Source organism: Chryseobacterium sp. DT-167 (genome assembly GCF_058310155.1).
The window spans coordinates 94010-118975 of sequence record NZ_JBZEEQ010000001.1 but is presented as its reverse complement, the minus strand read 5'-3'; the positions used below and the strand labels follow the sequence as shown (position 1 = coordinate 118975).

The 24966-nt window shown below is 35.2% G+C and carries 17 protein-coding genes and 1 pseudogene; 12 read left to right on the top strand and 6 right to left on the bottom strand.

Features of this window, described 5'->3' with window-relative positions:
- The first annotated feature begins 39 nt into the window (after nt 1–39).
- From AC4FQ5_RS00525 to AC4FQ5_RS00490, 8 genes are all read left to right on the top strand, one after another.
- On the top strand, nt 40–1413 hold the full coding sequence (locus AC4FQ5_RS00525) for a hypothetical protein (RefSeq protein WP_491140546.1): 1374 nt from the start codon (nt 40–42) through the stop codon (nt 1411–1413).
- Nucleotides 1414–1723: 310 nt separating this feature from the next.
- The gene (locus AC4FQ5_RS00520) at nt 1724–3160 is read left to right on the top strand and encodes a serine hydrolase (RefSeq protein WP_491140545.1); all 1437 of its coding nucleotides are present in this window, start codon (nt 1724–1726) and stop codon (nt 3158–3160) included.
- Between the two features lie 668 nt (nt 3161–3828).
- Nucleotides 3829–5133 carry a TolC family protein gene (locus AC4FQ5_RS00515; protein ID WP_491140544.1) on the top strand — a complete coding sequence of 435 codons (1305 nt, stop codon included), beginning with the start codon at nt 3829–3831 and terminating at the stop codon, nt 5131–5133.
- A 28-nt stretch (nt 5134–5161) separates the two neighbouring features.
- The gene (locus AC4FQ5_RS00510; RefSeq protein ID WP_491140543.1) at nt 5162–6418 is read left to right on the top strand and encodes an efflux RND transporter periplasmic adaptor subunit; all 1257 of its coding nucleotides are present in this window, start codon (nt 5162–5164) and stop codon (nt 6416–6418) included.
- Between the two features lie 100 nt (nt 6419–6518).
- The gene (locus AC4FQ5_RS00505; protein WP_491140542.1) at nt 6519–7256 is read left to right on the top strand and encodes an ABC transporter ATP-binding protein; all 738 of its coding nucleotides are present in this window, start codon (nt 6519–6521) and stop codon (nt 7254–7256) included.
- A 286-nt stretch (nt 7257–7542) separates the two neighbouring features.
- Nucleotides 7543–8760 (top strand): ABC transporter permease, encoded by a 1218-nt coding sequence (locus AC4FQ5_RS00500; RefSeq protein WP_491140541.1) that lies wholly within the window; start codon nt 7543–7545, stop codon nt 8758–8760.
- Nucleotides 8761–8887: 127 nt separating this feature from the next.
- Nucleotides 8888–9916, top strand: a complete 1029-nt coding sequence (locus AC4FQ5_RS00495) for a sensor histidine kinase (protein ID WP_491140540.1) — start codon at nt 8888–8890, stop codon at nt 9914–9916.
- Nucleotide 9917: 1 nt separating this feature from the next.
- Nucleotides 9918–10643, top strand: coding sequence for a LytR/AlgR family response regulator transcription factor (locus tag AC4FQ5_RS00490; RefSeq protein ID WP_491140539.1), 726 nt, complete (start codon nt 9918–9920; stop codon nt 10641–10643).
- 77 nt (nt 10644–10720) lie between these two features.
- Here AC4FQ5_RS00490 and AC4FQ5_RS00485 read toward each other — a convergent pair whose 3' ends face one another.
- The 3 genes from AC4FQ5_RS00485 to AC4FQ5_RS00475 form a co-directional block, all read right to left on the bottom strand.
- The gene (locus AC4FQ5_RS00485; RefSeq protein ID WP_491140538.1) at nt 10721–10942 is read right to left on the bottom strand and encodes a hypothetical protein; all 222 of its coding nucleotides are present in this window, start codon (nt 10940–10942) and stop codon (nt 10721–10723) included.
- Nucleotides 10943–11277: 335 nt separating this feature from the next.
- Nucleotides 11278–11970 carry a LytR/AlgR family response regulator transcription factor gene (locus AC4FQ5_RS00480; protein WP_491140537.1) on the bottom strand — a complete coding sequence of 231 codons (693 nt, stop codon included), beginning with the start codon at nt 11968–11970 and terminating at the stop codon, nt 11278–11280.
- Nucleotides 11967–12773, bottom strand: coding sequence for a sensor histidine kinase (locus AC4FQ5_RS00475; protein WP_491140536.1), 807 nt, complete (start codon nt 12771–12773; stop codon nt 11967–11969). Before AC4FQ5_RS00475 ends, AC4FQ5_RS00480 begins: the two co-directional genes overlap by 4 nt.
- Nucleotides 12774–12972: 199 nt before the next feature.
- On the opposite strand from AC4FQ5_RS00475, the gene AC4FQ5_RS00470 reads away from it, so the two are divergent.
- Nucleotides 12973–14145: a metallophosphoesterase gene (locus AC4FQ5_RS00470; RefSeq protein WP_491140535.1), complete on the top strand. Its 1173-nt coding sequence runs from the start codon at nt 12973–12975 to the stop codon at nt 14143–14145.
- 169 nt (nt 14146–14314) lie between these two features.
- Here the strand turns inward: AC4FQ5_RS00470 and AC4FQ5_RS00465 are convergent, their stop codons facing one another.
- The gene (locus tag AC4FQ5_RS00465) at nt 14315–15565 is read right to left on the bottom strand and encodes a S41 family peptidase (RefSeq protein ID WP_491140534.1); all 1251 of its coding nucleotides are present in this window, start codon (nt 15563–15565) and stop codon (nt 14315–14317) included.
- A gap of 207 nt (nt 15566–15772) precedes the next feature.
- On the opposite strand from AC4FQ5_RS00465, the gene AC4FQ5_RS00460 reads away from it, so the two are divergent.
- A complete protein-coding gene (locus tag AC4FQ5_RS00460; protein ID WP_491140533.1) occupies nt 15773–16897 on the top strand; it encodes a sensor histidine kinase in 1125 nt (374 codons plus the stop codon).
- On the top strand, nt 16894–17601 hold the full coding sequence (locus tag AC4FQ5_RS00455; protein WP_491140532.1) for a LytR/AlgR family response regulator transcription factor: 708 nt from the start codon (nt 16894–16896) through the stop codon (nt 17599–17601). Before AC4FQ5_RS00460 ends, AC4FQ5_RS00455 begins: the two co-directional genes overlap by 4 nt.
- 132 nt (nt 17602–17733) lie before the next feature.
- Here the strand turns inward: AC4FQ5_RS00455 and AC4FQ5_RS00450 are convergent.
- Nucleotides 17734–18191, bottom strand: a pseudogene (locus tag AC4FQ5_RS00450) (DUF6691 family protein).
- A gap of 186 nt (nt 18192–18377) precedes the next feature.
- On the opposite strand from AC4FQ5_RS00450, the gene AC4FQ5_RS00445 reads away from it, so the two are divergent.
- Nucleotides 18378–23645, top strand: coding sequence for a GEVED domain-containing protein (locus AC4FQ5_RS00445; RefSeq protein WP_491140531.1), 5268 nt, complete (start codon nt 18378–18380; stop codon nt 23643–23645).
- 326 nt (nt 23646–23971) lie between these two features.
- Here AC4FQ5_RS00445 and AC4FQ5_RS00440 read toward each other — a convergent pair whose 3' ends face one another.
- Entirely contained in the window at nt 23972–24757 is a 786-nt protein-coding gene (locus tag AC4FQ5_RS00440; RefSeq protein WP_491140530.1) for a response regulator transcription factor, read from the bottom strand.
- Nucleotides 24758–24966: the final 209 nt, after the last annotated feature.

The window sequence follows — 24966 nt, the reverse complement described above, 5'->3', positions numbered from 1 at the left end:
TTGTGAAATAGCAAAATACTGATATTAAATAGTTTTCCTATGAAGAATAAACTTTTAAGCACTATCCTTCTAGTTTTAACACCATTTTTATGGGGACAGAAAATTAATTTTAACATTAAATATTCTGAACCGTTAGCAGTTTTTATCTTTATACAAAACCTTTCGGATAATTATCCCGAAAACGTTTTCAAAACTGAATTCGAAAAATCAAAATATAATACTGAAGACTATAAAAAACTGATCTCTAAATTTGACAAACTCTCCATTGACTACAGTTATCAATTTGAAGAGTTTCCCTATGCGTCAAAGACACCGATGCAAACGAGAGATATCTTAAAAAAGAATCTCATTGAAACCAATAATCTCAATGATTTTAAACTTCGGTCCATAGGCATTGTCCCAAATAATGTTTTGAATGATTTGACAACGTATATTACAGCGTTTACACCGATATACAATGAGATCATTTATCAGCCCAACAAGGAAAAATTTGAAAAACAATTAGCTGAAATTACGAACTACGCCAATAACCACCAGCTGGAAAATTACTTTGAGACAGGATTACTATTTTATAATTCGAGCTGGGATTCATCAATTCCGTTTGAGATCGCATTCTACCCCTTTCCTGATTCAGAGTATTTTACAGCTCAGGCATTTTACAATAACTTTATCAGTGCCATTCAAACCAATTTAAAAAATTACGGAGACCTGTTCAGTGTAATGCTCCACGAAACCTATCATATCATTTACAACGAAGAACCACTTGAGGTTAAAGTCCAGATTGATGAAGCATTCAAAAAAAACCCGTCAAAATACAGTAACTATGCCTATCTGCTAATGAATGAGGTCTTGGCTACAGCTTTAGGGAATGGCTATGTTTATGAGACTCTAAATGGGAAAACGGATGCGAATGATTGGTATTTCCATAAATATATCGACTTAATGGCAAAGAAAATTTATCCATTGGTAAAGGAATATATTATTAAAAAAAGGTCAATTGATAAGAATTTTGTCGATCAGTACATCCATCTCTATGAAATTAATTTCCCCAGTTGGATCAATGAACCTAAAAATATAATGAGTTACAGGTATGTCATTTCTGAAAACAAAAATGATTTTACTGCCATACGCCGAAAGTTTCGTTATCGATCCATGGAAGAAAATGAAACAGAAATAACTCCTGTCAATATAAAAAAGATGAAAATGACGCCATTGACCAAAGTAATCATCGTCTCAAAAAACAATCCACAAAAACTGAGTCTGATAAAAAGTCAGTTTACAGAACTGAAAAAATGGAAATACGTTTCAAACAGAGAGTTTGTATACAAAATCCTCTTGGAGGATAAAAGCCAACTGATTATTATCAACCAAAATAAATCATCTCTTGATAAACTTTTGGCAACAATTGAATAGAATCAGTATTCATAAGATTTTTTCCGCAGTGACCACGGAATATATTTGCTATAGAAAATCAGTTCGCCTCACGAGGAATCGTGGCAGTTGAAATGATCTGCTTATTATAGATCAATAAATAAGAAAAAATGTTTTTGAGAGATACAGTAAATATGTCTGTACATAGTATCCAGAATTGTCCTTAAAAATTACTAAAGCTTAGGGAAAGAATTTAATTTATCTCTCAAAGATATGCCCAGAAATAAAGTATTGATAAATTCGTCTTTTTCTTATGATGTAATAAAAAGTCAGTTCTAATTGTCTCAACATTATGAGAATCTACTTTTTACTACTATTATTTTCATTACAGTTTTCTGCGCAGCAAACGAACCCCAGTATTGATGAAATCATTAACCGAGAAATGAAGGAAAGAAAAATCCCGGGAGTACAGTTGGCAGTTATACAAAAAGGGAAAATTATTTTAAGCAAATCCTATGGAATCGCAAATCTGCAGTACAATATTCCTGTAAGCAATACAACCATCTTTCCTATCAATTCCAATACAAAGGTTTTCACCGGCGTTGCAGTGATGCAGTTGGTCGAACAAGACAGAATCAAATTGAATGACCCGATCAGCAAATATCTGGTTGATATTCCGGTTGAGTGGCAAAAAATCACGGTGGACCAATTGTTGACCCATATTTCTGGACTACCGGAGATACTGCAACTTCTTGATCCTATGACCGGGAATATAGGACCTTTAAAAACTGAATCAGCAATTTGGGGAAAACTCAAGACACTACCTCTGGAATTTAAAACAGGAGAACAATTCAGTTATAATCAAACCAATTATTATTTACTAGGGAAAATTATTGAAAAGCTTGCCAAAAAACCTTTTACAACCGATTTTGAGACTAATCAGTTTAGAATTGCACATCTTAAAAATACGGTATTTGGAGACTCAAGAGATATTGTTCCGAACTATGCACCATCGTATCGCTACAATAGTTTTTTTGACGGCAAAAAAGGTGAAGCGAAACTGACCAATACCTACACAGAATTTCCTGACTTCACCCGCACAGGAGCCGGTATCAATAGTACCGCTGAAGATATTGGGAACTGGCTAATCGCTTTGCAAAGTGGCAAATTATTTAAAAAGTCATCAACACTGGATATGTTGTGGTCGCCAGCCACGTTCAATAATGGAGCTCCTACCAATTGGGCACGTGGCTGGGGAATTACAAAATTTAGGAAAAGTCACAAAGCGATTGGAATGTCAGGAGGAAACAGATCAGTGATAATGGTATATCCGGATGATAATTTGGCAATTATCGTATTGACCAACCTTGCAGGAAGTGCTCCCGAAGATTTTATCGAAGAGATCGCAGGATGTTATAATCAGGATATCATGAAAGCCGATCCATTAACCTATTTAAGAAAAAATCTGCGGGAAAAAGGATTTGATAAAGCCATTGAATTTGTAAAAAAAGAACAAAAGGCAAATCCTGAATTTAACCCTAAGGAAGATGAACTGAATAATTGGGCATACCGAATGATGGCAAATAATCAACAGAAGGAGGCTTTGGAAATCTTCAAACTCAACGTTTACCTATTTCCGAAAAGTTGGAATGTTTATGACAGCTATGGGGAAATCTTATTAAAAATGGGTGATAGGAACAAAGCAATTGAAATGTACAGAAAATCCATTGATCTAAATCCTAATAATGAAAACGGCAAAAAAATTCTCACTGAAACGACCGCTAAATAAATTTTGAATAATTTCTATGTTTAGAAAGAAAATAATGCGGTCAGTTGTATTAAATAAGATTTTCTATTTTAAAGTCATCTTAAAAAATTTTGGTGACAATATACTTGAATGTACCAAATTGTAATTTTACATAAAAAAATTTACTACTTATTTACTAATGAACCTGAATTATAAAACAAGTGATATTTTAGTTTTTTGTTTTAGTAAATTCAAAAATATAATTGTGAATTTTTAAAATTTTTCGCTATTTCCTCGGTATTGGGTACAAGACCGAAAAGAGGTGATGTTGGTCATTAAATTGTGAAATTGCTGCTCATAAAAATTAAACATCCATTAATATCTTCAAAATGTCATCTATATCAGCTAATAAACGATATGGATAGAGTTCTGTCAGTTCACAAGATAGATTATCTATTTTAAGTTAAAAAAAATTCTTTCTAATCTTCTACCAAATGGTTCGATTTTGTTTTTGGGTACGACAATCACAGCCAACTAAAGCTCTGCTATACCAATGCAGATTGTTATTCATTTTTTAAAAATGAATTGCAATAAAGTTTAAATTCTCTGTCGAAACAATATCGCTTTCCTTCTATAAAATGCTTCCGTTCGTCTATTAGATTTGATATTAAATTCTGTCTGATGCAATTTTGCTTTGTAAAACAGACACAATGCAACAATATTTCATCATATTATTTTTCATCAGCATTTTTGTTCCGGCTCAAAAAGTATGGACGCTTCAGGATTGTCTTGATTATGCAGTTAAGAATAATATTACTGTCAAAAAGAAAGCTCTGGACAAAACAACTGCAGAGCTTAATTTTCAACAGCAGAAAAACAATAAACTTCCTACGATTTACGGTTCTTCTTCGGTTGGATTAACTAACGGTTCCAGTATCGACCCGATTACGAGTTCTTTTGTGAATCAGAATGTTTTGTCAAATAGTTTTGGTTTAAGTGGAAATGTAACCATCTATGAGGGAAATAAACTGAATCTTCTAATCGAACAGAATAAGATGCTTGTCGGACAATCTGAATTGTACCAAAAACAGGCGGAAAACAATATTATTCTAAATGTGTTGGATGCTTATTTGCAATCTTTATATTATTATGAAGGCATCGAAAGTGCAAAATATGCAGCCAATTCCTCAGCCGAAGAATTGAAACTGACTCAAACCAAATACAAAAACGGAGCGCTTTCAAAACTGGATTTGGCAGATGTGGAAACTCAGGATGCGCAAAATCAATACACGGTTGTGAATAGCGAAAATCTTTACAACCAACAGGTTTTAAAGCTAAAACAATTACTGGAACTCGACCCAAGCGTGGATTTTCAAATTGAAAAAATTGCTTTAAATGATTTGATGGAAACAATTCCTGATAAGCAAGCTGTTTTTGCTCAAGCCATTGAGAATCTACCTGACCTGAAAATTTATGATTCTCAAAATGAGGTTCTTGCAAAAGCGTTACAGATTTCAAAAGCAGGATATTTACCGACACTTTCTGCAACCGCAGGTTTGAATACAGGTTTTACAAGTACGCAGGATTACAGTTATCTGAATCAGTTTAAAAATAATTTCAACAAATCAGTTGGTTTATCGCTTAACATTCCGATTTTCTCTAAAAAACAAAATGACACGAATGTAAAGCTCGCTCAAATCGACATCGAACAAAATAAACTAGATAAAATAAGTGCCAGCAAAACTTTGTATTCATCCATCGAAACAGCTTGGCAAAATGCAATCGCCAATCAGGCTCAGCAAAAATCATCGAAAGTGGCAAGAGACAATGCAAAACTCGCCTATGATTTGTCAAGTAAAAAATATGAGTTCGGAGGTTTGACGACAACGGAGCTTTCGGTAAGCAGAAACACTTATCTGACCAATGAGCAAACCTATCTTCAATCCAAATATATGGCAGTTCTATACAGCCAATTGCTGAATTTCTATCAAGGTAAACCATTGACAACAAACTAATAATCAACGAATCAAAAATATCAAGATTATGAATCCAAAATATAAAAAATACTTCAGAAATTCCGTTATCGTTCTTGTTTCGGCGGTCATTATTTTCTTCGTTTATAAATATTTTACAACGGAAAAAACGACCAATATTGCAGTTCAAACAGTGAAAATGTCGAAGCAGAATGTTACAACTTCGGTTACTGCAACTGGAACTGTAGAACCGGTTGACCAGGTGGATGTAGGAACACAGGTTTCCGGGATTATCAATCATATTTATACAGATTACAATTCTCCCGTGAGAAAAGGTCAGCTTCTGGCAGAATTGGACAAGACCAATCTTCAGGAATCTGTGAACAACGCTTTGGCTCAATATAATGCATCGCTTAACGAGCTTAATTATTACCAGCAAAACTACAACCGTCAAAATAATATGTTCAAATCTGGTGTTATCAGCAAAGCAGATTATGAGCAGGCAGCCTATCAGGTGAAAAATTCTCAGCAAACGGTAAGTCAGAGAAAAACAGCTTTGGCGCAGGCGAGAACCAATTTGAGTTACGCCAATATTTATGCTCCGATTGACGGAATTATCCTGAGCAGAGAAGTGGAAGAAGGGCAAACTGTGCAAGCGAGTATGACAACTCCAACGCTTTTCACCATAGCAAAAGATATTACAAAAATGCAGGTGGAAGCTGATGTTGACGAGGCTGATATCGGAGGAGTAGAAGTCGGTCAACGTGTGAGTTTCACGGTGGACGCATATCCTCAGGAAGAATTCAGTGGTCGTGTTCGCCAGGTTCGTTTGTCGGCAACCACAGAATCCAATGTTGTGACTTACACGGTAATTATCGATGCAGACAATCCCGACCAAAAACTGAAACCAGGACTTACCGCAACCATTACGATTTATACTCAGGAACTGAAAGATACAGAAACTGTTCCAGCTGCTGCAATTGCTTTCAGTCCGGATACTGAGATTTTGGAGAAGTATTATCAGCAAAATCAAATCACGGCGAAAATTCCTGAAATCAAAACCGGAAAGAACAAAGAAAAATACGTCTGGATTAAAAATAATGACGGAAGTATTTCCCAAAAATTAATCACAATCGGAATCAATGACGGTATTAATATTCAAGTGAAAAGCGGGCTGTCTGGAACTGAACAAATCTTAACTTCGTTAGACGAACAAGCAGAACCAGTTTCAAAATCACAAGATGGAAGCAGTCCGTTTATGCCGAAAAGACCAAGCAGCAGCAACAAAAAATCTGGCTCAAACCAAGCTCCGCCTTCAGGAAATTAATTGGGTTGAGAGTTGTCGGTTGATAGTTGATAGACTTCAATCGTAAAATATTAAACCTAAAGAAAATCCATCAACTATCAACCGTAAACCATTAGCTAAAATGAAACCCATCATCAAAATAGAAAACCTGAAACGCGAATTCAAAATGGGCGACGAAATCGTTCACGCTCTCAAAGGCATTAATTTGACCATCAACGAAGGCGAATTTGTGACGATTATGGGAACCAGCGGCTCGGGAAAATCAACTTTCCTAAATGTTTTAGGATGCCTGGATCAGCCAAGCTCCGGAACTTATGAACTGGATGGGGTTTTGGTAAAAGGTCTGAACAAAGATCAGTTAGCAGAAATCAGAAATACGAAAATCGGATTCATATTTCAGTCTTATAATTTATTGGCCAGAACCAGCGCGCTGGAGAATGTAGAGTTGCCTTTGCTCTACAACTCCAAAGTGTCGGCGGAAGAGAGAAGGGATCGCGCTGTGAAGGCCTTAAAACAAGTCGGTTTGGAAAGCAGAATGGGACACGTTCCGAGCCAGCTTTCCGGCGGACAACAGCAGAGAGTGGCGATTGCCAGAGCTTTGGTGAATCATCCGATAATCCTTTTGGCAGACGAAGCAACGGGAAATCTCGACACAAGAACATCTTATGAAGTGATGAATCTTTTCCAGCAACTGAATGACGAAGGAATTACAATCGGATTTGTAACTCACGAAGAAGACATTGCAAGATTCAGCAAAAGAACTGTGATTTTGCGAGACGGACTCATCAAGGAAGACAAAATCGTAGAAAATCGATGGATTGCCAAAGACGAATTATTGAAACTTCCAAAAACAGAGTAAATAGAAATTTGTTCAATTATTATATTACTTAGAAATCTCAATGAAGAGGAATTAATGAAGTTTACTTTTTGTAAAACCACAATGCAGACGAAGATGAAGATGCAATGAAGCAAGAAAATGAAGCCGACAATGAAAAGACAATGAAGAAGTAGGTTTTGCAAAAAGTTTTTTAAAACAAAAATCAAAAACGCTTCTACTCCGCTCAGAGTGACATCTCTGATAATTAAAACACTAAGATTTAACACTGTCAGGCTGAGCGGAATCGAAGCCTTTAAAAATAATCAAAATGAATTTCACCAATTTATTAAAAATAGCCTGGAAAGCCATTCTCCTCAACAAAACCAGAGCAATGCTGACGATGCTCGGGATTATCATTGGTGTCGCTTCTGTGATTGCAATGCTTGCGATTGGAGAAGGTTCCAAAGAAAGTATCAAAAAGAATATTTCCAGTATGGGCGCAAATCTTATTACGATTCGTCCCGGTGCAGGAATGATGGGCGGCGTTCGTTCTGATGCATCCGATACCCAGACTTTGACTATGGCAGATTATAACGCTCTGAAATCTCAGGCGAAATTAATCAAAGACATTTCACCATTGGTCAACGGAAACGGACAAAGTATTGCAGGTTCCAACAACTGGCCAACTTCCATTTACGGCGCATCTACAGACTATCTGAAAATCCGGGATTGGGGTGTGGAAGAAGGTTCTATGTTCACAGAAGATGATATTGAATCTTATTCTAAAATGGTCGTTATTGGAAAAACAGTTCAGAAAAATCTCTTCCCGAATGAAAATCCGATTGGAAAAATGATACGTTTCAAAAACATTCCGTTCAAAGTAATAGGTGTTTTGAAAGAAAAAGGTGAAAATACCTTTGGGCAAGACCAGGACGATATTATCCTTGCGCCTTACACATCAGTTCAGAAAAGAGTTTTGGCGCAGACTTACCTTCAGTCTATTGTCGCATCATCTTTAACAGAGGAAAATTCTGAACAGGCAGTAAATGAGATTAAATCCATTATGGAAAATCAGCACAAAATAAAACCTGGCGAAGACAATGATTTCAATGTTTCTTCCCAGCAGGAACTTATTTCGATGTTCAGCTCAACCAGCGAAATGCTGACGATTCTCCTCGTAGCGATTGCAAGTATTTCTTTATTGGTCGGCGGAATAGGAATTATGAATATTATGTACGTTTCTGTAAAAGAGCGAACCAGAGAAATAGGTCTTAGAATGGCGATAGGTGCGAAAAGTAAAGATATTCTGATGCAGTTTTTGATTGAGTCGGTTTTGATTTCCATTACAGGCGGCGTTTTGGGCGTTGTCATTGGTTTGATGACTACTTTTGGCATCAAACAATTTGCAGGCTGGCCGGTTAGCATTACTATTAGTTCTATTGTGCTTTCTTTCGCAGTTTGTACAATTACGGGTGTGTTTTTCGGATGGTATCCTGCCAGAAAGGCTGCGCAGGCAGATCCTATCACAGCTTTGAGATATGAATAAAAAAGAACAATGCTGGGAAAATTCTTAAATTTACTTCGTCGAAACTTCCACAGATCCAAAATTTTTAATGGATTGAGCAAGTATAAATTTTAAGACGAAGGACCTAATTACTAATATTATAAAAATAATGATAAACCTTAAAAATAAAAATATAGAGGTCAGTCTTCATCTTTTGATCTGGCTGGTTTTGTTCTTTCTTCCCGCGGCATTTTCTATTGGGTCAGAAGGAAGTTGGACAGACCTTTTTCAGCATTTTTGGTTACAGCTGATTTTTTTAGCGATCATTTTTTATGTCAATTATTTTATATTGATAAAGTGGTTTTTTTCGGACAAAAAATCGGTTTATTTTCTTACAAATATGGCTTTGATTCTTGTTTTAATTTATTTCAGAAACGAAATTTTTGATTTTTTTGAAGCAGGAAAACCAAGAGGTTTCCGGGATAAAAACCCTCCAGTTGGGTTGCGTTACTTTATAGACTTTATGATCTATCTGATTCCTGTTGCATTTTCAATTGCCATCAGTTCCGGAAAAAAAATGCAGAAAGCTGAAGAAATAAAGATCGAAGCAGATAATATTAAACTACAGGCCGAACTTCAGCACCTGAAGTACCAATTGCAGCCACATTTTTTTTTCAATGCGCTCAATAATATTTATTCATTAATAGATTTTGCGCCAGATAGAGCCAAGCAAAGCCTTCACAGTTTGAGCAAACTGATGCGTCACCTTTTGTACAAAACCGATGTTGATAAAATCAGTCTTTCCGAGGAAATCGATTTTCTTAATAAATACATCGATTTGATGTCTTTGAGATTGAATGATAAAACAAAGGTTTATACCAATTTCCCAACGAAAATTCCGAATTTGGAAGTTGCACCATTGCTTTTTATTTCAATTGTTGAGAATGCTTTCAAACACGGCATTTCTGCAACTCAGCCTTCTGATATTAATTTTAAAATCGAAATCTTGGATGACGAAATTCATTTAACAGCTTCTAATTCCAATTTCCCAAAAACGGATACTGACAAAAGCGGCTCAGGTATCGGTGTAGAAAATTTGAAAAAAAGACTTAATTTACTTTATCCCGAGAAACACGAGTTTCATTATTGTTTAAATGATGGAATGTATATCGCCGAAGTGAAATTGAAAACGAAATAAAATGAAAAAAATAACCTGCCTGATTGCCGACGACGAACCAATGGCTTTGAATCTCATTGAAAGTTATATTCTGAAAACGCCTTTTCTGGAACTGAAAGCTAAATGCAATAACGCCATCGAAGCAATGCAGTTTTTGGAAGAAGATAAAGATATTGACTTGTTTTTCCTTGATATTCAAATGCCGGATTTGACAGGTCTTGAGTTTTCAAAACTGTTACCTCAAAAAAGTAAAGTGGTTTTTACAACAGCTTTTGACCAATATGCAATTGACGGTTATAAAGTAAATGCACTCGATTATTTGCTGAAGCCTTTTGATTATAATGAATTTCTGAATACATCTACAAAAGCCAGAAATCATTTTGAATCTCAACAATCTGTTTCTGTTACAAAACCAGAAAGAAAACAGGAATTTATTTTCGTAAAATCGGAATACAAGCAGATTAAAATCAATTTTTCAGAAGTGCTTTATATTGAAGGTCTCAAAGATTATGTGAAAATTTATCTGAAAGATAATCCCAAACCGATTCTGACTTTGATGAGCCTGAAAAAGCTGGAAGAAGAATTACCTTCTGAAAATTTTATGAGAATTCACCGCTCCTACATTATTGCACTTGACAAAATTGAAGCTATCGAAAGAAATCATATCGTTATCGGAAAAGAACAAATAGTAATCGCTCCTAATTATAAAGATGAATTGATGAAATATATTGGTAGGAAAAGCTTGTAATTAGAATATACCAAGTAAAATAATGTTCACAAGCCCATATTCAATATTGATCAAATTCTTCAAATTTAAATTAACTACTATATTGGAAGAGCAATAATAACATCAGGCCCTCTTATTTGATACCTTTTAAAAGCAGTGTTTCCTGCGTGTATTTTTACTTGTTCCACGATATAAGGTCTGAATCCGTACTGCTTTTGATTGAATAAATTACTTTTTGACAGATATTCCGATCGCTTTTTTAAAGCCGTGATTTCATCTGATGTCATTCCTTCCATCATCGGATACAAAAAATAAAACATACTCCTTTTCATTAGAAATCACGAATTTGATGTTACAGTCAGCTGGATTTATGTTTTGTTTTATGCAGTTATACAGCAAATTATTGCTAGCTCTTTGCAGCAGATGGATGTCCGCACTTAATTTAATGGACTCCAAGCTTTTATCAAAAGAAAGCTTAATAAGAAAGGTATCCGGTATTGAAGCATGGTTTGGAGTCTCATTAAGGTTCTAGTATTTCTTCTCTTTTGGATTGTTATAACTTTTTGATACTAAATATAGCAATTCCAATAATAATTATTGCCTCATTTGGTTTTGTTGTACTTAAAGTGGCGAGATAAAGAATGTAACAGATAAACTACTTTAACAATTTTACAATATTCATCTTATAAATTTTGCCAATTGGAATTTGGTAATTCGAAATAAATATAACGTTTCCTTCAACACTATTGATTTGCTTTGGAGCAACCGCAAATGATTTATGAACTTGCACAAAATCGTTTATAGTGAATTGTTCTAAAAAAATAGAGAATTTTTCACGAATGGTAATGGTTTCAGTTGTGGTTATTATTTTGGTATAGTTACCTGTTGCTTCGATATATAAAATGTTTTCTGTTTCCAGTTGAATGTGCTTTTTATTGCTTTGAACAAAGATTCGTTTTGGGACGTCATTTTTTTCAGGAGAAACATTTTTTTGACCTACCGAACTAATCGATTTATTTACAGCTTTTAAAAACCGTTCAAAACCAAAAGGTTTTAGCAGGTAATCCGAAATGTTGTGTTCATATCCTTCCAGAGCGAATTCCTGATAAGCAGTTGTTACGATTATCTTGGGTGGGTTTTGCAATGTTTTCAGAAATTCAAAACCTTTTAAAACGGGCATATTCAAGTCCAAAAAAATTAAATCCACTTCATTTTTGTTCAGGTATTCAAAGGCTTCCAAAGCATCATAACAGTTTTTCATCAACTGCATACTTGGTATCAAATCGCAATATCCTTTAATGATGTCGTGGGCGATATGTTCATCATCGATGATTAAATAGCTTATCATAATTGTTTTAAAATTAGTTGAGCTTTATAAATATTTTCATTTACCGAAAAAGTCAATTCGTGTTGATTGGGATAAAGTAATTCTAATCTTCTTTTCAGATTTTTTAAGCCAATCCCGAATTGGTTATCCCCTTTTTCAAAATTGTTTTCAATGGCGAAACAGATTTCGTTTTGTGAAGTTATCAAACTCATTTTGACATGAGCATTCTCTCTCAAATTTTCGACTCCGTGCTTAAAAGCATTTTCTAAAAGGATGATAAACAACAAGGGAGCAACTTTTCGATTTTCATCAATATTACAATAAAAATCGACGCTTATCAGTTTATGATAACGCATTTTGTGGAGTTCGACATAGTTTTTCAAAAAATCAATTTCTTCCTGAATCTTTACTCTTTCTTTTTCGCCTTCATAAATACTGTAACGCATCATATCTGAAAGTTTCAGTATCAATTCTTGTGCTTTTTTGGGGTCTTTTGCCACCAAACCATATAAATTATTGAGCGTATTAAAAAAGAAATGCGGACTGACCTGGCTTTTCAAAAGCATCAATTCAGCTTTCATTTTTTCGTTTTTCAGTTTGGTGATAAAAGTAATCTCCCGAACTAACCAAACTACACCCAAACAAAAAAGCAAAACGTAGTAGCAAATTACAATGATGGCAACTTTCGGGTGGTAATTTCCTAAAAATACGACGGATTTGTTTTCCGTAAAGATTACTTCATAAGCCGTAATCATTACAGGAACAACTGCTATTGCCAATAATGCAATCACAATCCATTTTATATTTCTTTTCAGAGCCATCATACTGCAATATTACGACTATAAACAAGCCTCTGCAAGCGTGTTGACAAACGACAGCCAAAGCGTTTTGAAATGATGAAAATGAGTGATGAAAACACTTTAAACTTATGCAAATACTGTTTATGTATTTACAGAGGTTGTTTGTCACAATTGTTTTAGAAACGGAACAAGCATTAATAAGTTTACAGAAATTAATCGAAAAATGAAAAAGAGATTTTTGAGATATGCAAAACATATCATTATCACATTTGTAGTCATTGGAGTTATTGCTGTTTCATTCGGATTGTATCACGGAGCCAGTTTTCGGTATGCAGAAAATCCTGAAATGATGAATTGGGATAAAGATGGCCCATATATTTTTGATAAAAATGACAGCGTTGTAACTGTAAATTACGTTAGAGGAAATCAAGATGACGGATTTTATTTAGACCAAAAAGAGCATCCTTTGGATTCAAAAATCTCAACCTATTGCTATTTCCCATTAGATTCAACACGATTTGAATTTACCTTAAATAACAAAATCGAAATTCCTAAAAATACGTATAACGACAATTCTAAAATTTTGGCTATTTCTGATATTGAAAGCGGTTTTAAAACTTTTCGTGATTTTTTGATTACCAATAAAGTCGTTGACAATAAGCTAAATTGGACATTTGGAAATGGGCACCTTGTTTTGCTCGGAGATTTTGTAGACAGAGATTTTTCAACTACGCAAGTGCTTTGGTTTATTTACAAACTGGAGCAAGAAGCAAAAGAAAAAGGCGGAAATGTTCATTACATTTTGGGAAACCACGAATTGAAAAATATGCAGGGAAATTTTGAAAATACTTCGCTCAAATACTATCACGTTGCTTCTATTTTAAAAAAGCAACAAACCGAATTGTATAGTACCAATTCATTTCTTGGAAGATGGATGTCGAGCAAAAATTCAATTGAAAAAATTAACAAAATTCTCTTTGCACATGGCGGAATACATCCAGATTTAGCAGGTTACAAAACAAATTTGGACGAAATCAATCAAATTATCCGTAGCAATTATTATAAACCTTACTATCCGAATCCGCAGAAAAATTTGGAGCAATTGTTAATTTCTTCTCACAAAGGAATTGTATGGTACAGAGGCTATTTTAAAGATGAACTGACCCAGAAAGAAGTAGAACGAGGATTAAATAAATTCAGTGCAAAATCAATCGTTGTTGGGCATACACTACAATCAAAAGTCAATAGAAAATACAAGGAAAAAGTAATAGGAATTGATGTAAAACACCCAAAAGATTACTCTAAAAGTCTTCCCAACCAAAAATCAGAAGGTCTGCTGATTGAAGGAAATAAATATTACAGAGTTTTGCATAATGGAGAAAAGGAAGAGATATAGAATGAACCTCTTTATATTAAATCACCAAAAATCCCTATTTAATCTAAATGTGTTTGCATTGCAGGTGTATTTGCTATTGGTATTGATTTATCTTAGACCAGTTAAACCTTAAAATGAGTTTCCGTTGCATTCATAGCACGCAACGGAAACTAAACTATTACCCATTTTTTTATTTAATGGTTTCTAATTTTTGAATCATTGATTTTGCCGATTCTGAATTTGGGTCTAGCGCTAAAGCTTTCTGATATGATTTTAATGCATTTTCTTTATCGCCGTTTATAAAATAAGCTTCACCTAAACTATCCCAAACATTAACATTATTGGGAGACATTTTCACGTTTTCCTGAAATACTATTATCGCATTATCAACGGATTTTTCTTTCAAAAAGGCGTAACCAATTTTATTCAAAAAATCATTCTTATTGCTTTTAACCGTTTTATTAATGGCATCTATGTAAGCGTGTACAAAGGCTTCATTCTCATTTGTTTTAATATTTGGTTGCACACCTTTTCCTTCCCAGTTTGTTTTTGTTATCGGATGAATAGACTTGATATACGGAACCGAAATTGTAAACTTGTCGTTTAGATTAATTCGTTTGGTTCGGTTGGCACCTCCAGCTGTAATTTCGCCTACTACAACAGCTTTATCTAAATATTTTAAAGTATAGGCAAATGCCTCAGCCGCAGAAAATGTTTGCCTGCTCGTTAAAATGTAAATAGGTTTGTTCGTACTGCGTTTACCAGCTACTTTTGCAAAAGAATAAAGCTGAGTTTTTGTATCTGTTTTTCTTTCATAAAAATCGCTTAATAAAACTGGTGTTTCATCAAAGAAATAACTTGATAATAATTGCATCATATTTGGGACACCTCCCCCATTTGTGCGCAAATCAATAATAATTGCATTGGTGTTGCTTAAAAAATTCATCGTTGCTGTAGCGGTTTCTTCGGCATATTTTATATCTGCAAACGTGCGTAAATTTAAATAGCCAATATTTCCATCTAATATTTTTACTTCCGTAAATCCATAATTAATTTCTGCCATTTGCATTGCCATTTTTTTTTCCGCTTCTAATTTCTTTTCTTCCGAAACAACAAGCTTTTCTTGAGCAATACGCTCTGGTTCAAATCGAACTTTAAGGTGCAAGTCTTTACTCACACTTTGCAAATCTTCGGTTAGTTTTTTAGAAAATTCAGTTGGACTGGTTACTTTGTCATACGTATTTGATTTTAAATTTTTATCCAGCTCAGTTATCATTTTTTTGGATAAATCTAAATCGATATAGGATTCTGCAAGATGCGTTTTTATTGAAGTTATAATCTCACGTTTTTCTTTTGTTTGCAATGAGTTTTTTTCTTGTGCTACTACATTTTGTAGGGTTACCAATAGCATTAATAGCGTCATTTTAAAATAGACTTTCATAATATTTAATGTTTAAATTTTGAGCAAACATATAGGTAAACGAAAACGCTGTAAAATATTTATCATAAACATGTTCTCAATCATCACAGACAATTGACTGGTATGCACAAATTAAGTTGATGCAGAAAAAAATAATGTTCGTGCTACTTTTGGGTAAGTTGGTGCATATTGCAGTTGAAAAAGCTCAATTATCTTTAATTTTGACTTATGATTGCATTTCTCAAAAAATACAAAGCCTTTTTATACGGATTGCTAATCCATCGGGTATTAGTCATTATTTTATTGCATTTTGATTTTATTTATATAGACAATTCAGCCGTATTGGCAAATACGTTGAGCTTTATTTTTAGCTGGATGCTAATCTCTCTGCCCATTCATTATTTTTCATTTTTAAAACAACATAAAACAATTAGTTTAAAGTTAATTGTATTGATTTTTATTTTTTTAGCTATAATTATAAATGATATAAATTCCAAAATAGCTGATAATCCAATAACTTTTGCTGGCTTAATAATCATTGGAATATGTTTTTTCTCAATTATAGCACCTTCCTATTTCAAAAAATACGCATTGATTATCATTGGATTTTACATTTTAGCTTTTGGCTATTTCTATTATATCAGAGTTTATATTGATGATGTAAATCGCTACCTCCAGCAAGAAAAAGAAATTAAAATCATCTTGACCACTCCTTTTTTTGTGTTGCTGTTAATGTGGTTTTATCAGCAATGGAAATGGTTGAAAACGTTGGAAGCAAGAAAATCAAAAGCAGAATTATCGTTATTAAAAAGCCAGATTAATCCACACTTTTTTTTCAATACCCTCAATAATTTGTATGGTTTAATAATCGAAAAATCGGATGACGCACCAAATGTTGTTTTAAGATTATCTGATATCATGCGTTATACCATTTATATGGGAAAAGAAGATTTGGTGCCATTAAAGAATGAAATAGAATATCTAAAGAACTATATTGAATTGCATAAAATACGGTATCAAAAAACGGTTGATATTGTTTTTAATCATTCTCAGGACACAAGTTATCAAATTGCTCCATTGCTATTCATTATTCCTTTAGAAAATGCATTTAAACACGGCGTAGAAAGTTTGACAGAAGATGCTTTTATCCATATTAATATGAAAATTGAGAACAACATTATTCATTTTGACATAGAAAATAACTTTGAAGAACGAGAAGCCAATGCGACAATTGGTATTGGAATAGACAATTTAAAACAACGCTTAAAGTTATTATATCCCAATAAACATCAAATTCAAATTGAGGTTAAGGATGATATTTATAAATTGACACTAAAAATAGAAACAGTATGATTTACTATTTAATCATTGATGACGAGCCAATTGCACATCGTATTATTGAAAACTATTGTGAAAATTTACCACATCTGCAAAAGAAAGGAAATTGTTATAATGCCTTTGAAGCCATGCAGTTTTTAAATGAAAACGCAGTAGACTTGTTGTTTTTGGATATTAATATGCCCAAATTATCTGGTTTCGATTTTTTAAAAACACTATCCAATCCACCCAAAATAATTGTTACTACTGCTTACAAAGAATTTGCTTTAGAAGGCTATGAACTCAATATTTCTGATTATTTACTGAAGCCATTCAGTTTTGAGCGATTTGTAAAAGCGATTAACAAAACTATTTCTACTGCTCAAAATAAGAAAAATATACCGACTTTATCAATTACTGAAACCAAAGCAGATGCCGGTAGTATTTTTTTAAAAGCTGATAAAAAGCACCATCAAATCCATTTTGAAGATGTATTATTTATAGAAGCTTACGGACATTTTATCAAAGTTTATTTAAAGAATGATGTAATTGTTAGCCCTCAAAAGATTTCAGATTTTGAAAAGTTGCTTCCTAAATTAGAATTTATAAGAACCCATAAATCATTTATTGTTGCCAAAAATAAAATTAAACAAATTGAAGGTAATAGGATTTTAATTGATGTGCACAAAATACCAATTGGACAAACCTATAAAGAGAACATCAATCAACTGTTAAGTTGAATCTTCAATCAAAATTAATATTCGTACAAAGGCAGTATCAGTGATGTACGCTAAAGAAACCATGATAATATTTTATTTACAAAATTTCCCACTTAATGATATTATAAAATTATTTAAATGGCATTCTAAAAATCAATGCGGTAGCTTATCTCTGAAATATCCATAGACCCAAGTTCCGAGAACAGCACTCACCAAAGTAATAATAACTGCAAAAGCTCCTGTTCCGATTTGTGCGAATAAAGGTCCCGGACAAGCACCTGTAATGGCCCAACCAAACCCGAAGATTAAACCTCCGTAAATTTGTCCTTTGTTAAAAGTTTTAGGAGCAATTGAAATTTTTTCTCCATAAATGGTTTTTATTTTGAATTTTTTGATGACCCAAACGGAAATCATCCCTGTAACAACTGCACTTCCAATCACACCATATATGTGAAATGACTGCAAATGGACATCACCTGGATTCTGAACCACCTCATACTTTCAGCTTTTACAAACACGATTCCGAATAAAATTCCTACCAAAAGGTATTTCAAATTGTGATACCATTTGTGCCGAATATGACTTTCGTTGGTACAAATAAAAACTATTATTTAGTATAGCGGAAAAGTTTCAGATACTTATTATTTTAACGCTTTCTTAGAACTTATAAGGTGAAATGTTGAAATTTAGTGTGAATAACTCAGTATCTTCTATTTTCAGATCATCAGATTTTCTAATAGTATTTAAAAGCACTGCACGACAATTCCAAAAATAATGTATAACTAAAATATTTAAGTATGGGTAAAGTTCTACTAACGATAACTTTTTTCTTAGCTTTCATCGCTAAAATATCATCTCAATGCGCACCAGTTCCGGTACCATTTTTAGAGTCATTCAGTACCGGCGCTTTACCCAATTGCTGGGTAAGTCAGAATCCTACAACGACATCAACAAGTTTATATGTTAAATGGAGATTTTCCGGGACGGCAGGATATGGCGCTACTGGTAATGGCGGACGACCGGCAGGAACATTTGCCTGGGTAGACGCAAGTTCTCCTTACGCAAATGAGCATAATGTAGAATTACTGACTCCTCAGATTAACCTTACAGGACTGACAAATCCTTATGTGAAATTTGAATGGTTTAAAAATCATTTGACATCGCTCACAGGTACGGTGCCTAATTATGAACATAACCAACTCAAGCTTGAAATAAACAGTGGATCAGGATGGGTTCAAATCTGGGCAAGCAACACAAACGATCCGGAATGGAGAACTGTTGGTGTTCCTTTGGCTGCATCATATGTCGGAACTACCGTTCAATTAAAATTTACGGTTGATAAAGATGTACTCGGAGGTGGATATTTCTATGATGATATCTTACTTGATGAGGTTCAGGTAATACAGGCTCCAACCTGCTTTGAGCCGACAACTCTTCCTGTGACAAATGTCACTCCTAATTCGGGAACGATCAACTGGACTGCGCCTTTGACTCCTGCACCTGCCCCTGCAAACGGATATGAATATTATTATTCTACAACCAATACGCCTCCTGTTGCAGGAACTGCAGGAACCTTAACTACGTTAACAACGGCTGATGTAACTCCATTAGTTCCGGGAACTACTTATTACTGGTGGGTAAGGTCGGTTTGCTCGGTTACAGACAAATCTCTTTGGGTAGAAGGTACTCCGTTTACTCCCGGACAGATTGGTGGAGGAACTTCTACGCATGCATATTTGCCGGCTTATTCCTGTTCAGGATTTAATTATTCTCAACAAATTTATACTGCTTCGGAAGTTGCTGGTGCTGTTGGAATCAATACTTATATTACCTCCATCAAATTCTATGTTTCTACAACTGCAGCTACACAGGCAAACTACAATCAGTGGGTAGTTTATATGGGTAATACTGCCCAAACTGATTTCGCGACCACCACAAGCTGGATCCCTTTTTCAGAATTGGCTCAGGTTTACACAGGTACTCTTCCTACAATGACTGCCGGCACCTGGGTGACAATTCCGTTGAGCACGCCTTTCCTTTGGGACGGAACAAGTAATGTTGTGATTGCTGTGGATGAAAATTCTACAGGAACTTCATGTACTGCCAATTGGGGAAGCTATTCTGCCGGAACAAACAAGGGAATGTTGTATTACAATACGACCACCAATCCTAATCCTGTAACTCCTCCTACGGCTACAAGCAGATACTCTGTCCTTCCAATCATCCAGATGGTGGGAAGCACTTTGGCTCCTTGTGTGAATACTCCTCCCACAAATATTGCAGTGAGCAATATCTCTGCAACTTCAGCCAATGTTTCATGGACACCTGCTGCAGGTGCTACATATGTGCTAAGATACAGATCGCTTCCGGGAGGTGCCTGGACTACGATTAACATTACTACACCTCTTACCAATACATATACAATAGATGGTTTGTTGGAATTTACCCAATATGAAGTTGAATTAGCAACCGTTTGTAATACGGGTCCTTCAGGAGCATTTTCTGCTCCGGTATCCTTCACGACACCGGGAGTTTCGTGGTGTCCTCATGCTGCACAATATACCAGTGCAACTTATGGGTGGATCTCTAATGTGACGGTAAATCCAGTGGGATCTGCGCCATTGAATAATACTTCTATACAATCTCAGTATACTAATTTCTCTACGAATCCTGCTTTGGATCTTACCCTTGTAAGGGGAACGCAGAATAATATCATTTCTGTAGGGAAAACCTGGTCAGGAACTCAATATGCAAATTATACTAATGTTTGGATTGATTTTGACAGAGATGGAGTTTTTGACACCAGTGAGTTGATTTATACCAGCGGATCCAGCAATGCATCACCCGTTACGGGATCATTCAATGTTCCGCTTATAACCTACAATGGTGCAAATGCGACAAGAATGAGAGTTGTGGTTTCTTATGCGGCGGCGGCAGGTGCATGTTCAGGGAATACATATGGCGAAGTTGAAGATTACGCAGTGAGGTTTATAGATCCTGTTCCCTGTACAAGTGCAGCACCTACGAATTTAACAGCGACCAATCTTACACCTGTAAGTGCTGTTTTATCGTGGATGCCTGCTCAAGGAGCAACATCTTATGTTGTTGAATGGAGGGCAGTAACTAGTCCTGCTTCAGCTTGGATTCCAGTGAATCCAAACCCAACAGTGAGTACTCATACACTTATAGGTCTAAATGAACAGGTTCAATACGAATTTAGAGTAGCTTATATTTGTTCTGGGGTTACGGGTAATTATTCAGTCCCTGTTCAATTTACAACACCAGCAATTGCATGGTGTCCTCATGCTGCACAGTATACAAGTGCAACCTATGGATGGATATCTAATGTGACAGTAAATCCGGTAGGATCCGCAATACTTAACAATACATCTTTACAATCTCAGTATACTGATTATTCTACAAATCCGGCTTTAGAGCTTACTCTTGTAAGAAACACTCAGAATAACTCGATCTCGGTTGGAAAAACCTGGTCAGGTACTCAATATGCAAATTACACCAATGTCTGGATCGATTTTGACAGAAATGGTATTTTCGATACAGGTGAATTGATTTATACCAGTGGATCTAATGCTTCAACACCTGTTTCGGGAACATTTGATGTTCCGGCCGTAACTTATAATGGTCCTAATGCAACTAGGATGAGAGTTGTAGTATCCTATTCTTCTGCAGCTGGAGCTTGTTCAGGAAATACATACGGAGAAGTTGAAGATTACGCCGTCAAGTTTATTGATCTACAGCCATGCAGCACAACAACTCCTGTTCCTGTTGTTTCTAATATGACATCTTCGACGGCATATGTTTCGTGGATACCTACAGCTAATGCTACCTACAGAATACGATGGAGACAGGGAACTACAGGAGCTTGGCAGTTACAGCCTCTCGGATACGTAGAATTGGCAGCTGGGCAAAGTTTTTACACAATTAGTAATCTTATTGAGCAGACTGCTTATCAGGTACAGATTCAAGCAAAATGTGGAACTACATGGGGAGCTTTCGGTGCTTCAGTGAATTTCACCACTCCTTCATTGACCTATTGCAGCATGATTGGAATAGGTACCAACGATTACATTTCTAATGTGAAAGTAACGCCTGTGAATTTCCCTTTAATAGATAATACGTCGCTGCAGACTAATTATATTAGTTATACTACGCCGGCAACATTAATTAATTTAGAAGTTGGTTCTTCAGGAAATCAACTGTCGGTTTCAAAAGCATGGGTTGGGACAACCTATGGAGATGCTGTTTATGCGTGGATTGACTGGAATAGAGATGGTGTCTTTACAGATTCTGAAAGAATAATGATATCTGCATCAAGTACAACAACACCTGTGACGGCAACATTTGATGTTCCGGCTACGGGAATTTATACAGGACCTTATACAACCACGATGAGGGTTGCTTTAAAACGTGGAAGTGCTCCTCTAATCTGCTTAGACCCTGTGAATGGTGAAGTTGAAGATTATGCAGTGAAATTGAGACCGTGCAGTAACGCAACTCCGACAAATTTAAATATAAATCCTGTCACTCATAATTCAGCTACTGTCAACTGGACTTCAGCAACTAATAACAATGCTTTTGTTTTAGAATACAGAGCGGTTACAACACCTGCTTCAAATTGGACAGTTATCAATGCTTCAGTTCTTGGTGGTAATCCCCCGGTACAGCTTACAGGTTTAATACCTGCAACAACTTATGAAGTGAGAATAGCCGCAGTGTGTGGAAATGGTGGAGCGGGCAATTACACGGCAGTGCAAACATTTACCACAAGATGTGATCCTACACCTCCGAATGTTACAGTTACAAATGTTACATCAACTTCGGCTGTGGTAACTTGGAACCCAATCGTTCCTAGTGCGACTTATATCATCCGGTACAGAGCTGTAGGTACAGGACCTTGGATTAGTCTTACAGCACCGCTTCCGCCTGCTAATTCTATAACCATTACAGGATTATCTTCTTTTGTTATGTATGAGGTGCAGATAGCAAATATTTGTGTTGGTGAAACGACTCCAAACCCTTGGTCGAATCCTCAGACATTTACAACGGTAAGAGTTTGTGAAATACTTCCACCGGGATTGACGATCACCACAATTACACCAACGACTGCAGAGGTAGTTTGGGATGCCTTTACTGGTACAGGAGCTACAGGCAGTTACATCTTAAGATATAGAAAAGTAGGTATTCCTAGCTGGACGACCGTGAATACTAATACAAATACTTACACAATCACAGGATTGTTAGAGTTGACGAAATATGAAATGCAGGTTGCAAATGTTTGTAGTGGAACTCCGGGTAACTTTACACCTCTTTACTACTTTACAACACCAACTGTTGTTTATTGCCAGGTTTCTTCAAATAATTCTGCAACAGAGTATATTTCGAAAGTAACGGCTACACCAACTGGCAAACCGCAAATGATCAATATTACTCCTGCATCCAATTACTCTGACTTTACAGGAGATCAAACGAAGTACATTGAAATGGTTCAGGGATCTTCTGGCAATCAGATTATTATTGACAAAACATTAACTAACGGAGCGATTGCTGGAGTAGCGGTTTGGATTGATTTCAACAGAAATGGATATTTTGATATTGACGAAAGAGTTCTTGCTGATGGACCAAACACAAGTCCCACAGCTACTGCAACGTTTAACGTGCCTGCGGATGCGTTTGTAAGTATGACCGATTACAAATATGTGGTCATGAGAGTAGCAATGCAGAAGGATGGAATTCCAGTAAATTGTGTAAACTTCGATAGTGGTGAAGTAGAAGATTATACCATAAGAATTTCAAAAGTTCCTGTTCCAAATTCTGTTAATCAAAATGATATTCTAATCTATCCAAATCCGGTAAGCACTTTATTAAATGTAAAGAATATAAGTGCAAAAGCAAATTACAAGATTTACTCAGCTTCAGGACGTCTTGTATCAACTGGCTTAATCATGAATAATGCAATTGATGTAAGCAGCCTGATTAACGGATTATATGTTATTGACATAGAAGATGTGAAAGGACATATACAGAAGAAGTTTATTAAAGAATAAAACAAACATAAGGTTTACTAAAGCTGCATCTTAATAGGTGCAGCTTTAGCCAAACTAAGATCCTAATTCCATAATTTATGAAAAGATTTCTACTCAGCTTAGTATTAGTTTTTCTTTCGTTCAGCTCTCTTTTTGCACAGAGAGATACAGAACACTAGATCGCTCCATTTCATTATACACAAGCCTATACGCAATCTGTGTATCTGTCTCCTGATTCGGTAATTCCGTTTGAAGTGACCGTTACTAGTAACAATTTGCCTCTACCTTCACCGCCATTACCAGCAGCACCAAAACCATTCACCATTACTATTAGTAAAAATGCTTATTCAGATAATGAATTGCGTCGTTAGAGCCATTGAAATAAGATTGTGTGATACTACATAGGAAATGGCCTCGAAAATATTATTGACACCGATCTTTTCAAACAGCTTACCACGGTGAAATTTTATTGTATTTGGTGATACGAAAAGTTTTTTTGCAATTTCCTCTATTTTCAGACCCTGCAAATGTAATCTGATGATTTCAATTTCTCTGACTTTCAATATTATTTTTTTTTCTTCAGACCATTCTCCAGTTATATAATTGTATCGCCAAAAAGTTTTGGATGAATTTGAAGACACACACATATTGCCTGCCTCTTTATTTAAAGAATATGAAATTATACAAACTACTTTCGATACTCTACCATCAGCTGAAAGCTCGAGAGGTGTAATTTTATGATTTATCAAGACATCTGCTTTGTCTGTATCAGTTAAATGAAAATCATAAGTAATTGTGTATAATTTTCTGTCATTAATGGGCAGCCGTTCGAAGAACTTGAATCCCGATTTACTAAGTGCATCAAGTATTTTAAGATCTTCAGGTTTAACATATTGGCGATAGAACTCATACCCAAGTTTTTCAACCTCACTTGATTCCAAACCAGAGAAAAGAAATGGATTTGCAGAAATAAATTCTAATTTTTCAGTCACTAGATCGACCATGCAAATACTTCCAAAATTTGCCCTGCCTAATGCTTTTAGTATTTCCTGATATTTTTGTGAAACATTAAGATGTGCCAGATCATTTGCATTAATTTTACCTTCCTGATTTAAATTTGGAATTTTGTTCATGCGGATTAGAATTTCGTAATAATAGACTATAAATTTAAAGAAAATTTATGGATTTTAAAACTTTATTAATCAATTCTTGCAATAGTAATAACAAATCGCAGAATCTCCGATTTAATACATGGAAAATGTTTAACATATGATGACTATATTGCAGCATGGCTTATGGGATTAAAGGATTCGATATTAAGCAGGGAAAGCCCTTCAATGAT